Annotated in this window: 13 protein-coding genes; 11 read left to right on the forward strand and 2 right to left on the reverse strand. The window is 43.5% G+C overall.

Going from position 1 to position 14,720, the window contains the following annotated elements; translation table 11 throughout:
- Positions 1-165: 165 nt before the first annotated feature.
- From AC1DUD_RS02610 to AC1DUD_RS02620, 3 genes are all read left to right on the forward strand, one after another.
- The gene (locus tag AC1DUD_RS02610; protein WP_477371240.1) at positions 166-630 is read left to right on the forward strand and encodes an SPOR domain-containing protein; all 465 of its coding nucleotides are present in this window, start codon (positions 166-168) and stop codon (positions 628-630) included.
- A complete protein-coding gene (locus AC1DUD_RS02615) occupies positions 623-1,813 on the forward strand; it encodes a M20 metallopeptidase family protein (protein ID WP_477371243.1) in 1,191 nt (396 codons plus the stop codon). The genes AC1DUD_RS02610 and AC1DUD_RS02615 overlap by 8 nt, the downstream gene beginning before the upstream one ends.
- An 85-nt stretch (positions 1,814-1,898) precedes the next feature.
- Positions 1,899-2,825 carry a hypothetical protein gene (locus AC1DUD_RS02620; RefSeq protein WP_477371246.1) on the forward strand — a complete coding sequence of 309 codons (927 nt, stop codon included), beginning with the start codon at positions 1,899-1,901 and terminating at the stop codon, positions 2,823-2,825.
- 198 nt (positions 2,826-3,023) lie between these two features.
- Here AC1DUD_RS02620 and AC1DUD_RS02625 read toward each other — a convergent pair whose 3' ends face one another.
- Positions 3,024-4,346 carry a PQQ-dependent sugar dehydrogenase gene (locus tag AC1DUD_RS02625; protein ID WP_477371249.1) on the reverse strand — a complete coding sequence of 441 codons (1,323 nt, stop codon included), beginning with the start codon at positions 4,344-4,346 and terminating at the stop codon, positions 3,024-3,026.
- Positions 4,347-4,572: 226 nt separating this feature from the next.
- Here AC1DUD_RS02625 and AC1DUD_RS02630 point away from each other — a divergent pair, with 226 nt between their 5' ends.
- Positions 4,573-6,486: a gliding motility-associated C-terminal domain-containing protein gene (locus AC1DUD_RS02630; RefSeq protein WP_477371252.1), complete on the forward strand. Its 1,914-nt coding sequence runs from the start codon at positions 4,573-4,575 to the stop codon at positions 6,484-6,486.
- Positions 6,487-6,545: 59 nt separating this feature from the next.
- Positions 6,546-7,535, forward strand: a complete 990-nt coding sequence (locus AC1DUD_RS02635; protein ID WP_477371255.1) for a gliding motility-associated C-terminal domain-containing protein — start codon at positions 6,546-6,548, stop codon at positions 7,533-7,535.
- 353 nt (positions 7,536-7,888) lie between these two features.
- Here AC1DUD_RS02635 and AC1DUD_RS02640 read toward each other — a convergent pair whose 3' ends face one another.
- Positions 7,889-8,410: an NADPH-dependent FMN reductase gene (locus tag AC1DUD_RS02640; protein WP_477371258.1), complete on the reverse strand. Its 522-nt coding sequence runs from the start codon at positions 8,408-8,410 to the stop codon at positions 7,889-7,891.
- A 301-nt stretch (positions 8,411-8,711) separates the two neighbouring features.
- On the opposite strand from AC1DUD_RS02640, the gene AC1DUD_RS02645 reads away from it, so the two are divergent.
- From AC1DUD_RS02645 to lepB (AC1DUD_RS02670), 6 genes are all read left to right on the forward strand, one after another.
- Positions 8,712-9,515, forward strand: coding sequence for a ParA family protein (locus AC1DUD_RS02645; protein WP_121231926.1), 804 nt, complete (start codon positions 8,712-8,714; stop codon positions 9,513-9,515).
- A gap of 3 nt (positions 9,516-9,518) precedes the next feature.
- Positions 9,519-10,430, forward strand: a complete 912-nt coding sequence (locus tag AC1DUD_RS02650; protein ID WP_477371263.1) for a ParB/RepB/Spo0J family partition protein — start codon at positions 9,519-9,521, stop codon at positions 10,428-10,430.
- 15 nt (positions 10,431-10,445) lie between these two features.
- On the forward strand, positions 10,446-11,123 hold the full coding sequence (locus AC1DUD_RS02655) for a DUF5683 domain-containing protein (RefSeq protein ID WP_477371266.1): 678 nt from the start codon (positions 10,446-10,448) through the stop codon (positions 11,121-11,123).
- Between the two features lie 23 nt (positions 11,124-11,146).
- Entirely contained in the window at positions 11,147-11,896 is a 750-nt protein-coding gene (gene dapB, locus AC1DUD_RS02660; RefSeq protein ID WP_477371269.1) for a 4-hydroxy-tetrahydrodipicolinate reductase, read from the forward strand.
- A gap of 14 nt (positions 11,897-11,910) precedes the next feature.
- On the forward strand, positions 11,911-13,365 hold the full coding sequence (gene lepB / locus AC1DUD_RS02665) for a signal peptidase I (protein WP_477371272.1): 1,455 nt from the start codon (positions 11,911-11,913) through the stop codon (positions 13,363-13,365).
- Between the two features lie 211 nt (positions 13,366-13,576).
- A complete protein-coding gene (lepB, locus tag AC1DUD_RS02670; RefSeq protein WP_477371275.1) occupies positions 13,577-14,716 on the forward strand; it encodes a signal peptidase I in 1,140 nt (379 codons plus the stop codon).
- Positions 14,717-14,720: the final 4 nt, after the last annotated feature.

The raw sequence follows: 14,720 nt of genomic DNA on the forward strand, positions 1-14,720 counted from the left end.
TAAAAAGTTTTGTCATGCTGAGGTACGAAGCATCTTCTTCGCCCTGTACAGCGCCTCGGCTTATCGAAGAAGATCCTTCGCTATCGCTCAGGATGACAAAGGCTGTTTTTTTTACGATGTTAGTTTGTTCCGTTCGGCATGACTGTTTAAAAGAGAATTTACCAAATGAAAAAAGCAGTATTTGATCATCAAGCTAAACCAGCCATCATCAGATACTGCTTTTTTGTTTTATTGCTGCTTGCATCAACCCAAACCTTTGCCCAAACCCGTGGCAAAGTTGAGGTAATAAAAGATCCATTGGTGGATAGTCTGATAGCCAAAAGGTTTTCACTGAGTGGTGCAACCGGCACCGATGCAGCCGGTTATTCATCATACGGTTACCGGGTACAGTTTTTCAGCGGCTCAAACCGCAAGGATGCCTACAACGCACAAAACCGCTTACAGCAACAATACCCGGAACTACGTACCTATATCAGTTACCGCGAGCCTAATTTTAAAGTTAAAGCAGGCGACTTCCGTACCCGGCTCGAAGCCGAAAAACTGGTACAGGAACTGCGTTCGTCATTTTCGAGCATATTCATAATTTCCGAAAAAATAAATCTCCCTAAAACGGATCCTAATAATGATTAAAGAGCAAATACAGGAATTATCCGCAAAAATATTCAACGAGGTAGTGGCCAATCGCCGTCACCTGCATGCCAATCCCGAGCTTTCATTTCATGAACTGCAAACCTCGGTGTTTGTAGCTAACAAGCTTGAAGAGCTGGGTCTGGAGTACCATAAAATGGCCGATACAGGTTTGGTAGCCCTTATCAAAGGTGAAAAGCCATCAGATGCAAACAACGTAGTTGCATTGCGTGCCGATATGGATGCCCTGCCGATACTGGAAGCTAATGATGTTCCGTACAAATCACAAAACCCGGGGGTGATGCATGCCTGCGGTCATGATGCGCACACTTCATCATTATTAGGTACAGCCAAAATATTAACCGAGCTGAAAAGCCAGTTTGCGGGTACTGTAAAACTGATCTTTCAGCCGGCAGAGGAAAAGCTGCCTGGCGGTGCAAGCCTCATGATCAAAGAAGGTGTTTTGGAAAACCCCAAACCTGCTGCCGTTTTGGGCCAGCATGTGATGCCTTTGATCGATGCCGGTAAAGTAGGTTTCCGTGCAGGTAAATACATGGCCTCAACTGACGAGCTTTATGTTACCGTTAAAGGTAAAGGCGGCCACGGTGCGCAGCCACAGCAAAATATCGACCCGGTAATTATTACCGCTCATATATTAACAGCCCTGCAGCAGGTAGTAAGCCGTTTTGCCGATCCTAAAAGTCCATCAGTACTGTCGTTTGGCAAAGTGATTGCCAACGGTGCTACCAACGTGATCCCTAATGAGGTGTATCTGGAAGGCACTTTCCGCACGATGGACGAAAACTGGCGCGGGGAGGCCCACAAACGCATGAAAAAAATGGCAGAGGGCATTGCCGAAAGCATGGGCGGAAGCTGCGATTTCAACATCATGCGTGGTTATCCCTTCCTTATTAACGAAGAGAAATTAACCCGCGCCACCCGTGGGCACGCCGAAGATTATTTAGGTAAAGAAAATGTTCTCGACCTTGATATCTGGATGGCAGCCGAAGATTTTGCTTATTACTCGCAGGCCGCCAGCAGCTGTTTCTACCGTCTCGGCACCCGTAACGAAGCCCGTGGAATTACCTCGTCGGTACACACACCAACTTTTGATGTGGAGGAAGATGCATTTAAGGTAAGTACCGGTTTGATGGCTTATTTGGCGGTGAAACAGTTAGGGAATTAATTTTTGAGGCAAAAGGTAAAAGGCGAAAGGCAAAAGGTGCAGCTACCTTTAACCTTTCGCCTTTAACCTTTCACCTAATTTTACTATGAAAAAACTACTCCTGATCCTTATCCTTACTACCACCGGCCTGCTTGCAAAAGCCCAGCAGATCAACCGCTTTAACCCGGATACCATCCGTACTATTGTGATAGATTCGCTGGTTGATATCCGCTCGCACAAGCTCAACGCACAGGATTTTATTGATGCCGTATTGGCCGATACCGGTTTTTACAAAGCTTTTCAGAATATGAAAAGCTTCGGCTTTACTGCCGAAAACCGCATTTTTACTTATGATAACAAGAATAAGGTAAACGGACGCATCTACCGTAAAATACTCCACAGCAATGCGGCCGGAAAACATAAAATTGAATACATAGCCAAAAAGGATAGTGGCAGCGTTTACAAAAAGAACGGCAAGTATCAGTTGTACACTGTTGAGATGTTTGATTTTATTTTCATGAACGCCTATAACTCTGATTTTACCAAAGGCGATGCGCTGCCAGGTTCGGGAGGTAAAAATGAATCGTACAAAAGCAAGCTCAAAACGCTGATCTTTACGCCGGGCCGTAAGGTGAACGGGATTCCCTTCATCAGCAGCAAAACAGAAATATTTGGCAACGATATGCGCCAGTATTACTATTATGAATTTGCCCGCGGTAAATACCTCGATACTATTCCCGTTTATCGCTTTAAGGTGAGATGCAAACCCAGCACATCCGACAGCGATACCATGATCAAGGAAATGACCACCATATTTGACGAGCGTACTTTCCAGATCCTTGGCCGGTATATTGATATGAAATTCAGTAACATGTTCTTTGATTTTAATGTGCAGATGAACATCGAACTCAATAACTTTCAAGGCGAACCGCTACCTACCAAAATCACCTACCAGGGCAACTGGAACATCCCCTTCCATAAAGAAGAACGTGCCAGTTTTTTGATCGTGCATAAGGATTATAAGAAGGAGTAGAAGCCACCTAACCCTCTAAAGGGGGAATGATTTTAGGGGGTAACGTTAAAAAAGCCACGTCATTGCCAGGTAAGAAGCAATCGCACGTAAGCACGGCCGCCCTGTATAGCGTGCGATTGCCACGCTATCGCTCGCAATGACATGGCTTTTTTTGTATTCTGTAGTTGAGCGGCGGCTACAAGTTTGATTGCATGACGTTTAATGCTTTACCCGCCAGATCTTATTCCCAGCGTCATCTGCTACCAACAATGATCCATCCTTTGCCACAGCCACACCAACCGGGCGGCCATAAACTTTTTGTTTGGCGCTATCGGCAATAAAGCCGGTTAAAAAATCTCTTGTTTGGCCGGTTGGCTTATTATTACTGAATGGAACAAAAACAACCTTATAGCCTACCAGTTTTGAACTATTCCATGAACCGTGCTGGCCGATAAAGGCTCCGTTATGATACTCCTGCGGAAAGCTTGTGCTGTTGTAAAAGGCTAAACCTAATGATGCGGTATGGGCACCAAGGGCAATATCAGGCACTATTGATTTTTTAACCATTTCGGGGTTCGGGTTCTTTTGTTTCAGCACCGGGTCTTCATGCTGTCCGAAGTAGGCCCAGGGCCAGCCGTAAAAGCCACCTTCTTTAACACTTGTCAGGTAATCAGGGACAAGTTTATCTCCGAGATCATCACGTTCATTTACGGCTGCATATAAAACGCCTGTGCCCGGTTGAATGTCGATACCGGCCGGGTTGCGCAAGCCTGAAGCGTAAATACGTTCACCGTTGCCATCGGGGTTAATTTCTAATATATCGGCACGACGTTTTTCCACATCCATGCCATGTTCGGCTACGTTTGTGCCCGATCCTACCGAAATGTAGATTTTGTTGCCATCGGCGCTTAGGCGCAGGTTACGGGTCCAGTGATTGTTGTAGCCGCCTGCGGGTAAGTCTAATATTTTAATGCCTTTGCCGGTTACTTTCAATTCGCCCATTTTGTAAGGGTAACGCCAAAGCGCATCGGTATTGGCTACATAAAACCAGTCGCCTGCAATGAGCATCCCGTAAGGTTGGTTCAATCCACTCAAAAAAACAGTTTTTGAATCTGGGAGGCCGTCTCCGTTTGTATCTTTGAATAACAGTATCTTATTGGCACTTTTACCCAAATGCTGCGATTTGCTTATACCAATAATATTGGCACCTATCTTTTTCAGACCGGTAACTTCCGTATTGGCTTCAGATACAAAAATATCGCCATTTGATGCCACGTAAATATTACGCGGGTTATCCAGGCCTTCGGCATAAAGACTCACCGTAAAGCCTGCCGGGGCAACGGGGGTTTTGCCATTGTGCCAGCCAATTACTTCGCAGTAGTTTTTTACAGCTTTAGTTTCATAAGGGGCGGGCAGCTTAACTTCCTGGTCACTTTTATTGATAACTGTATCCGCATAATTATAATTAGCTGGCTTTTTGTGTTTGCAGGCTAAAAGTATTATGCCGATAGTAAAAGGAAATATAATGAGCTTGTTTTTCATTTTGGCGGGGGGTTATATACTAATAGTTAACTTTTTAGAGGCGGGGATTGTTTGGAATAAGTGATTGTTTTGCAGTGTGTAATATATTCATGGTTTAACTGGTTTTTATGCATCAGCGTAGCCAAAAAAATATATTTTTGGTAATTCGATGTTTATATTTCTCAACCGGTTAATGCGTTTCAATCCCATTAAATTATTTCTGTTGCTATTGTTTGCAAATACTTGTATGCAAGTTAAAGGGCAGACGGCTGTTTGTAACGGAAGTTATGGCGACCCGGTGGTAAAGCTTGATTTTGGATCGGGAGTTAATCATACCGGCCCCCCACTGGCTGCAGGCATTACAAATATGAACTATGTTTCTGATTGCCCAAATGATACGTATTATTCAATAGTAAGCAGCCAAACTTCGTGCCATGACACCTGGCATACTGTCCTTCATGATCATACAGGAAATGCCGGCGGCTACATGATGCTTGTGAATGCGTCATATGATCCGAGTGTTTTTTTTACCGAAGCAAAGGACCTTAATCTTTGTGAGAATACAACTTATGAGTTTTCGGCGTATGTGCTTAACCTGATGAAGCTTTCAGCAAGCGATGCAAGTATCAGGCAGCCCGATTTATTATTTACGATAAAAAAGCCTGACGGGACAATCCTGGCACAGTATGATACAAATACCATACAACCTACCGCCAGCCCCGAATGGAATAAATATAGTATGCCATTTTCAACAGGCGCCGGTGTTACTCAAATTGTATTGGAAATTTCAAATAATGGTCCTGGTGGCAATGGAAATGATCTGCTGCTTGATGATATAGAATTCAGGGCCTGTGGGCCTACTATCAAGGTGGGATTTACCACAACCGGCAACACCGAACCGCAAAACACTTGTAAAGGGCAGGTTCAAAGCTATAACCTTGTAGCCGATCTGAATAATGGTTACAGCAATCCCAAAGTGCAATGGCAAAGCAGTACCGACGGTGGTATTAGCTGGGTAAATATAGCCGGAGAAACAAACCTCAGTTACTCATTTCAATTTGGTACAAATAAACCGGTTGGCACTTACCTGTATAGGATGGCTGCTGCCGCGGGGGATAATATAAACTCGCCTAGTTGCCGCGTTTATTCAGATGTGCGCACTGTAACCGTTAATGCTTACCTGGACAAACCTTCTGTTACGGCCCCGCCGGTATGTGAAGGGGATGCGCTTACGCTTACAGCAAATGCACCTGGGGCGGTGAGCTATGAATGGACTGGTCCCGGAGTTACGGCTGCTAATAAAGCCCAAAATCCTTTAGTTATTGATAATGCTACTGTTGCAGCAGTAGGTGACTATCGGGTTACTGTAGTTTCGGCTGGTGGATGTTCAACCCCATCGGATAAAGTAAAGGGGATTGTCAATTTAAAACCTGTGATACCGGTTATTACCCCTGCTCCAATTTGTAAGGGCAGTGCCACTATTCTCAATGAAACTACGCCCAATGCCAAAAGCTATAGCTGGTTGCCGGTTACCGGGTTATCCGATCCAACCGCGGCAAGTCCCGCTGCCAAGCCTGCCGAAACCACTACTTATACCGTAACTGTAACCAGTAATGAGGGTTGTACAGCTACCCAAACGGTAACCGTGACAGTTATGCCTGTACCTGAGGTAAGTGTAAGTCCGCAAAAAAAGATCTTTGAGGGGCAATCGGTAGTGCTGGATGCGCAGGCAAAATATGCCGATACTTATTTATGGACCCCGGCCGACGGGCTTGACGATCCTACCAAGCTGAACCCCGTTGCCAATCCTACCGATGATATTACCTATACCCTAAAGGCATCATCGGGCATTGGCTGTGGATTTGTTAATGTTTCTGTTTTTGTACGGGTTTATAAAAAAATTGTCATCCCAACCTCGTTTTCGCCTAATGGTGACGGTTTAAACGATTATTGGAATATCGACGCTTTATCAACCTATCCGCAAAGTACAATGAATGTTTTTAGCCGAAGCGGGCAAAAAGTATACACCTCAACAGGTTACGATAAACCCTGGAATGGTGCCTATAAAGGTTATATCTTGCCATCGGGCACTTATTACTATGTGATCGATCTGAAAAGCGGTGCACCGTTATTATCAGGCTGGGTACTTATTGTACATTGATTTGCGCTGCTTTATTGTTCCGTTATTAGCCCTATAGTTTATCGGTACAAAACTGACCGTTGACTGCTGCCTTAAACGCGGCGTTTCAACTTACCTTTAAGGTTTTAAGTGTTGATCCGGTCATGCAGGCGCGTCTTTCCCCGATTTTTTTACTGTTGATATTGTTTGTGTTTTTTACGGATGCCTATGCGCAAAGTATGGATTGTACCGGCAAGTTGGGTCATTGGCTGTTTACGGAAGATTTTGGTTCGGGTACCGGACATGGGCCTGCATTACCGGCAGCCGTTACCAATATGGCTTATACACCGTATTGCCCGGCCGATGGCTTTTATACACTTGTTAATGCATCTGAGGGATGTGCTGAAGAATCCTGGCATAATGTAAAGCACGATCACACGGGCAATAATAACGGCTATATGATGATGATTAATGCATCAAATGAGCCAAGTACGTTTTATACCCGCATGGTGCCCTCTCTTTGCCCGGCTACAACTTATGAATTTTCGGCTTATATCCTTAACCTGCTCAAAAATACCGTTGTTGGGCCAACGGTGCAGCAGCCGGATATTCTTTTTTCTATCGAAACAACAACAGGGGAGGTACTTGAAACATTGCGTACAGGGCCAATTCCCGCAACTTCGGGCCCCGTTTGGAAAAAGTATAACCTGATCTTTAAAACGCCCGATAACGTAAGCAGCCTTGTTTTAAAAATAAGTAACCGGGCACCCGGCGGGCCTGGCAATGATCTGCTGCTTGATGATATCGAGTTTATAACAAGCGCCCCTAAATTAACCATCCCAACCGCGTTTTCACCAAACGGCGATGGGGTTAACGATGTATGGAATATCATCAACCTTGATGCTTATACTGGTTGTGAGTTAACTGTTTATGACCGTGGAGGAGGAATTGTTTTTAAAAGCATTGGCTATAACACCCCCTGGAACGGCACGCGCAACGGAACCTTCCTTGATACCGGAACTTACTACTACGTAATTGATCTTAAAATCGGCACCAAAAGGATCTCGGGCTGGGTGTTTTTGATGAGATAGTTTTGGGGGATTACACTGATTGTTTTTTGATTTCACTAACCGCAGGCTCGATATATGTTTTTCAGCGATGGTGTGCGGGGGGCCGCGTTAGTGATAGTAGCGGATACCACCCGTTAGCCAACGGATAATGCCTTGTGCAGTATGAGCGGATAGCACGGGCCGCAGGCAACGCCATTGGCGGGATTAGAGGTTAGAGATCAGGTTTTTTGTTTGAACTGGAATTAAACGAATTAAGGAATAAACAGAATGATAGGCAAATTCAATAAATTCTAATAATTCGTTTAATTCGAGTTCAGACAATGGTAACACCGACCACAAGCTCAATCAAAAAACAATCGGTGCAATCCAAAAAATCAGAACCTAATGATCTTTTCAATCTGCTCGTCTACAAATTTTATGGTATCAGGTTTAAACAGGTTTTCTTCTTCGTCAAACTCCTTGTGTATGGCTGCTATGTGCAATTTAAGCGCCATGATGTTCAGGTGCAGGTAGTGACAAACGCCGGTAAAATGGTCAACACCGCGAATATTACCGTATTTACCCGATGATAAGCCTACCAAAGCCGCTTTTTTATCATAAAAGCTTTCAGGAAAACTACAGGCATCGATAAAAACCTTGAGTACGCCAGGGAAGCTGCCGTTATATTCGGGGATAAGGAATATGAATTTATCGGTATTGGTAACTATCTGCTGGATAACTTCAAACTCTGGGCTGCGTTTCTTATAAAGGTCTGTTTCAATAACATTTGGCGGCAGTTGGGCAAGTGATAAAATGCCGGCTTCCACACCTTTTTCGCGCAGTTTTTGCTGATAGACGTTGGCAAGTTTAAGTGTTGAACTTCCGGGCCTGTTGGTTGACGATATTATGGTTATCATTTATTATTGGTAAGTTGCTGACTGATCAGATCAGTATTATCGGCACTGGTTTGCCTGCTAATTTTTTGTGAATGAGTGCTTTAATATTAAATATGATTTAAGCAATAATATCCATCAAATTGTTAAGCTGATAATTCACTAATTGATCAATTTTGTTTGTAAATAGGCAAAAGCTGTGGAATTCTACATTATTTAATTCCGTATCTTTATCACCGGATAAAAACTTTACGAAAGTAGAAATTTCTGTTTCTATTTAACGTTGTTATAAATCACAGAACTATAAATTTTTTTAAACTATAGAATGAGTAAAATAATTGCTTTAGCCAACCAGAAAGGCGGCGTAGGGAAAACTACATCATCTATAAATCTGGCAGCAAGTTTAGCCGTATTAGATTATAAAACCTTGTTGGTTGACGCCGACCCGCAGGCTAATTCAACCTCGGGCATTGGCTTTGATCCCCGCAATATAAAAAACAGTATTTATGAATGTATCATCAATGAGGTTGACCCTCATGAGGCCATTCAAAAAACTGAAACCCCTAATCTTGATTTATTACCTGCACATATTGACCTGGTAGGTGCCGAAATTGAAATGATCAATTTAACCGGCCGCGAGTTTAAAATGAAGCAGGTATTTGACAAGGTGCGTGACGAATATGATTTTATTATTATCGATTGTTCGCCTTCGTTGGGTTTGATCACCATTAACGCTTTAACCGCTGCCGACTCGGTAATTGTACCGGTACAGTGTGAGTATTTCGCGTTAGAAGGTTTGGGTAAATTGTTAAATACCATTAAAATTGTTCAATCGCGCCTGAACCCGCAGCTGGAGATTGAAGGTATCCTGTTAACCATGTATGATGTGCGTTTACGCCTGAGCAACCAGGTGGTTGATGAGGTTAAGACCCACTTTGAGGATATGGTTTTTGATACCATTATACAGCGTAACACCCGTTTAAGCGAAGCGCCAAGCTTTGGCGTATCGGTAATTATGCATGATGCTACCTGTAAGGGTGCAATTAATTATTTAAACCTTGCCCGCGAAATTTTGGAAAAAAACGGACTGGTTAAGGGTGAATCGGCAACAGCTACAGCAACAGTATAGTAAATGAGTGGTGAAAAGAGAAATGCCCTGGGCAAGGGACTGAGTGCGCTATTGAACGACACGCCTAACGTACAACCATACCAAAACAGAAATAAGGAAACTGCAAGTCCGGCCGAGGTTAATGACCTTGGTTCGGTTAATGAAATAAAACTGGCCGAAATTGAGGTTAACCCGTTTCAGCCCCGTACCGATTTTGACGAGCAGGCGCTAATAGAGCTTTCGGAGTCGATCAAGCTGCAGGGTTTAATTCAGCCAATAACTCTCCGGAAAATAAGTGCGCATAAATATCAGCTGATATCTGGCGAGCGCCGTTTTCGTGCATCAAAGCTGGCTGGGTTAACCCAGATCCCGGCCTATGTGCGTACGGCCAATGATCAGCAAATGCTGGAAATGGCACTCATTGAAAACATTCAGCGTGAAAACCTGAACGCTATTGAGGTTGCCCTTAGTTTTCAGCGTATGATTGAGGAGTGTAACCTGAAGCAGGAAGAACTGGGCGACAGGGTGAGTAAAAACCGCTCGACGGTGACCAATTACCTGCGCCTGTTAAGGCTGCCGCCGGTTATCCAGGCCTCTATTCGTGATGGCGAGCTTACCATGGGGCATGCCAAAGCTATTTTAACCTTAACAGACCCTGCAAAACAATTATTTATACATCAGCATATTATAAAGGAAGGTTTATCCGTTCGTAAGGTTGAGGAACTGGTAAGGGATATGCAAAAATCGCCGGTAAAAAAAGAGGGCAAACAGCCTGAACCGGTATCATATCAGTTGCAAAAGATCCAGGATGATCTTGCTTCAAAATTTAGTACAAGGGTAAAGCTAAAAGTTGGCAACCGCGGAAGCGGTGTTATTGAGATCCCTTTCCTTTCGGAAGATGATCTGGGCCGCATCCTTGAAATGCTTGATTGGTAATTGTTAATTTAAAAAATGTATAAATTCCTGTTTTTTTTAGGTGTATTCACTTTTTTTGTTTTTGCCGCGCAGGCTCAAATAGTTGATAGTACGGAGAATAAAAAAAGTGATACGCTGAAAGTAAAGCAACCTGTCAAAACCTCCTCGGGGTCATTTGCCCCAAAGATCGATCCTGCTAAAGAAAAGATCTATCACCCGGATAGTACCCATATCCCCCATAAAGCAGTAATACATTCGTTAATGATACCGGGCTGGGGCCAGGTGTATAACCACAGGTGGTGGAAAGTGCCCTTGATTTACGGTGGTTTAGGCTTATTAACGTCGGCCATTATTTATAATCAGCATTATTATCATGAATACCTGGTACTATCGAGGTACCGGCAAAGCAACCCGCCTAATCCCGGCGATCCTTATTATAACGAGTATTTCCTGTATAAAGATGTACCTGATGCTAACCTGAGCGATGCGCGCGAAAATTCAAGGCGTAACCGTGATTTAAGTATTTTTGGTTTCCTGGCTGTATGGGGTATCCAGGCTATTGATGCTTATATCGATGCCAAATTCATCCATTCGTACACGGTTGATAATAACCTGTCGTTCAAAGTAACTCCGGGGCTAATTAATCAACCGTTGTATGCACAAGGGGCTAATAATGCTTATATTCCGGGTTTAAAAGTTACATTTACGTTTTAATAAGGAAAACCAGCATACCTGAAATGAAGATAGCGTTACTTGGCTACGGAAAAATGGGCAAGATCATCGAAAAGATAGCCCTTAGCCGCAAGCATGAAATTGTACTTACCATTGATCATGAAAGCCTTCATGACCTTACTCCCGAAAACCTGCAAAAAGCAGATGTTGTAATTGAATTTACCACGCCGGCATCGGTGTTGTCAAATATTGAGCAGTGCTTTAATGCCAATGTGCCTATTGTTGTTGGTACTACCGGCTGGTACGAGAAATTACCGGAAGTGAAGCAACAGTGCGTTGACGGGAATAAATCACTATTATGGGCTTCAAACTTTAGCGTAGGTGTTAATGTGTTTTTCCATGTTAATAAACTGCTGGCTAAAGTAATGAACAGGTACCCTTATTATGAGGTGCAGGTTGAAGAGATCCACCATACTCAAAAAATGGATTCGCCAAGCGGTACAGCCATAACTATTGCCGAAGGTATCATTAACAATACCGATACTAAAAACGAATGGATTAATGTATTAACTACCGATGACAACGATGACGATGCTAATGTGGCTCCGAACCAACTGCTCATAGAATCGTTGCGGATAGACAGCGTGCCGGGTACGCATACTGTTATTTATGATTCGGAGGTGGATAGTATCGAATTTAAGCACACTGCACATAACCGTAATGGTTTTGCTTTGGGCGCGGTGCTGGCTGCCGAGTGGCTGCACGATAAAAAAGGTTTTTACTCTGTAGAGGCCATGTTTGATTTTAACAGCTAATAGCTTTAATATAAATGGCAATAGCGGGCTATATTGGGTTTTATATCATGATAAGCCCGCTATTGATCTTAATACTGGCCGGATACTGGAAACTTTTTGAAAAGGCCGGTCGTCCGGGTTGGGAAGCACTTATCCCGGTTTACCACCTTTATATTATGCTCAAATTAAGCCAAAGGCCGCTGTGGTTGCTTTTACTGCTTTTAATACCGGGCATAAACTTCATTATAAGCATCGGGATCCTCATTGATTTTATAAAATCGTTCGGTAAGGTAGGAATCGGGCAGATCACTGTATCGGTATTGCTGCCTTTCATTTTTATCCCAAAATGGGGCTTTGATAAAAGTACCCGCTATGTTGGTCCATCGGCGAGTGACGATTTCAGGGAAAAATATCGCGACCTCGGTAAATCACCCGTGCGGGAATGGACGGAAGCCATTCTGTTCGCTGTAATTGCGGCAACTGTTATCCGCGGGCTTTTCCTCGAAGCTTTTACCATCCCTTCATCATCAATGGAAAGCTCATTAATGGTGGGCGATTTTTTATTTGTAAGTAAGATCAATTATGGCGCACGCCTGCCCATGACCCCCGTTGCATTTCCCTTCGCACACCATACCTTGCCCCTTACGGGTACCAAAGCTTATTGGGATGGGATAAAGCTGCCCTATTATCGCCTGCCGGGTTTTGGCGAAGTTAAAAAAGGCGATGCTGTGGTGTTTAACTACCCAATGGATGCTGATTCCCCATTTTACCGCCCGGTAGATAAGCAGGAAAATTATATCAAACGATGCCAGGGTACTCCCGGCGATACCATAAAACTGGAGTACGGGCAGGTGTATATAAATAACCAACCGATGGCTGCGCCGCCAAATGCAGAAATGGAATACCGGGTACGAACGGATGGCTCGGTAAGCGGATTTGGCCCGCATACGCGCTATGATCTTCACCTGGAGGATCTTCAGCAATTTACCAAGGTCGACTTTACGGTAAACACAACAGCTCAATCGGCTGAAAAGCTAAAGGCATTTCCCTACATTAAAGCTGTAAAGCCAGATATTAAGTTAAGGGGAGTATACGATCCGGAGATTTTTCCACATGATCCGCGCTTCAGATGGAACGAAGATAATTTAGGGCCGATCATCATTCCTAAAAGGGGTTGGACGGTTAAACTCGACAGTTTGACCATGCCTTTTTATCGCCGCGCCATTGAGGTATATGAAAATAACAAAGTGCAGGTTAAAGACAATAACATCATAATTAACGGGAGCAAAACCAATAGTTATACCTTTAAACTGAACTATTACTGGATGATGGGCGATAATCGTCACAACTCGGAAGATTCAAGGTTTTGGGGATTTGTGCCCGAAGATCATATTGTAGGGAAGGCCGTATTTGTTTGGATGAGCTGGGATGTCAATTCGCCGTCATGGTGTAAGATCAGGTGGGACAAGGTGTTCAGGAGGATCAATTAGAAGATGTGCAGATAAGAGAGGATATGCGGATTTGCAGATTTCAGATGTGCAGATGATTGGAAAATTTGTAGACGAATGATTTGATTGGCATCTTTTAATTATTATTGAGGAGCGTAACATATAACGTGTAACATATATCTTATACATAAAATATAAACATTAAAAAATCTGCACATTTGCACATCTGAAATTTGCACATTCGATACATCATATGAACTGGAAATTCTGGAAAAAGAAAGATACAAGTAAAGTAAAAAAGAAAAAGGGCGCGCTTCGTGAATGGGGCGACGCTATCATATTTGCAGTAATAGCCGCTACCCTGATCCGTACGCTGTTTATTGAGGCCTACGTGATTCCCAGTGGCTCGATGGAAAATTCGCTTTTAATAGGTGATTACCTGTTTGTAAGTAAAGTTAACTATGGTGCAAGGATGCCGATAACTCCCGTTTCGTTTCCTTTTATGCACCACACTACGCCCTGGGGCACCCAGGCATACTGGGGTGGGGTAAAATTGCCGTACTACCGTTTGCCGGGTTTAAGTGATATAAAAAAGGGCGATATCGTGGTTTTTAATGCGCCGATAGAGGCCGATTCGCCTTATTTCAGGCCTGTAGATAAGCGTGAAAATATCATCAAACGTTGCCAGGGCACCCCCGGCGACACTTTGAGTGTAGTTGATGCACATGTGTATATCAACGGCAAGGCTGCCCCTGATCCTGAAAGAGGTAAAGAAGGTTATTTTGTTGAGACTAACGGACAGGAATTTAACCCCGCTATTTTAAATGACCTCAAGATTGATATCAGGGGGAATACTGGTAACCGTTACGAAATGATGATGGGAAAGGAATCGGCAGCTACTTTGAAAACCTATTCAAACGTAAAATCAGTTGTACCGGCAGTAACACTTAGAGGTACAAGCGATCCGCTGAACCCGGTTTATCCTGCCAAATACCCACGTTATAAGATCACCCCTAATTTTCCCGATTTAAAATGGAATGTTGACAACTACGGGCCTATCATTATCCCCAAAAAGGGATGGACCGTTAAATTGGATAGCCTAACTTTCCCGGTTTATGGTCGTGCTATTGAACTGTACGAAAACAATAAAGTAAATGTTGTAGGTAAGGATATCATGATTAACGGAAAAAAAGCCGATACTTATACCTTTAAGCTTAACTACTATTTTATGATGGGCGATAACCGTCATAATTCGGAAGATTCGCGCTTTTGGGGCTTTGTTCCCGAAGATCACGTAGTAGGTAAAGCTTTATTTACCTGGATGAGTATTGACAGTACTGCCTCTTTCTTTGATAAAATAAGGTGGAACAGGTTGTTCAGGGGTATACATTAATTGA

Source organism: Mucilaginibacter sp. P4_A11 (assembly GCF_056402535.1).

Coding starts and splice junctions, on each gene's coding strand:
- AC1DUD_RS02610 (WP_477371240.1), top strand. CDS start 166: ATGAAAAAAGCAGTATTTGATCATCAAGCTAAACCAGCCATCATCAGA.
- AC1DUD_RS02615 (WP_477371243.1), top strand. CDS start 623: ATGATTAAAGAGCAAATACAGGAATTATCCGCAAAAATATTCAACGAG.
- AC1DUD_RS02620 (WP_477371246.1), top strand. CDS start 1,899: ATGAAAAAACTACTCCTGATCCTTATCCTTACTACCACCGGCCTGCTT.
- AC1DUD_RS02625 (WP_477371249.1), bottom strand. CDS start 4,346: ATGAAAAACAAGCTCATTATATTTCCTTTTACTATCGGCATAATACTT.
- AC1DUD_RS02630 (WP_477371252.1), top strand. CDS start 4,573: ATGCAAGTTAAAGGGCAGACGGCTGTTTGTAACGGAAGTTATGGCGAC.
- AC1DUD_RS02640 (WP_477371258.1), bottom strand. CDS start 8,410: ATGATAACCATAATATCGTCAACCAACAGGCCCGGAAGTTCAACACTT.
- AC1DUD_RS02645 (WP_121231926.1), top strand. CDS start 8,712: ATGAGTAAAATAATTGCTTTAGCCAACCAGAAAGGCGGCGTAGGGAAA.
- AC1DUD_RS02650 (WP_477371263.1), top strand. CDS start 9,519: ATGAGTGGTGAAAAGAGAAATGCCCTGGGCAAGGGACTGAGTGCGCTA.
- AC1DUD_RS02655 (WP_477371266.1), top strand. CDS start 10,446: ATGTATAAATTCCTGTTTTTTTTAGGTGTATTCACTTTTTTTGTTTTT.
- dapB (WP_477371269.1), top strand. CDS start 11,147: ATGAAGATAGCGTTACTTGGCTACGGAAAAATGGGCAAGATCATCGAA.
- lepB (WP_477371272.1), top strand. CDS start 11,911: ATGGCAATAGCGGGCTATATTGGGTTTTATATCATGATAAGCCCGCTA.
- lepB (WP_477371275.1), top strand. CDS start 13,577: ATGAACTGGAAATTCTGGAAAAAGAAAGATACAAGTAAAGTAAAAAAG.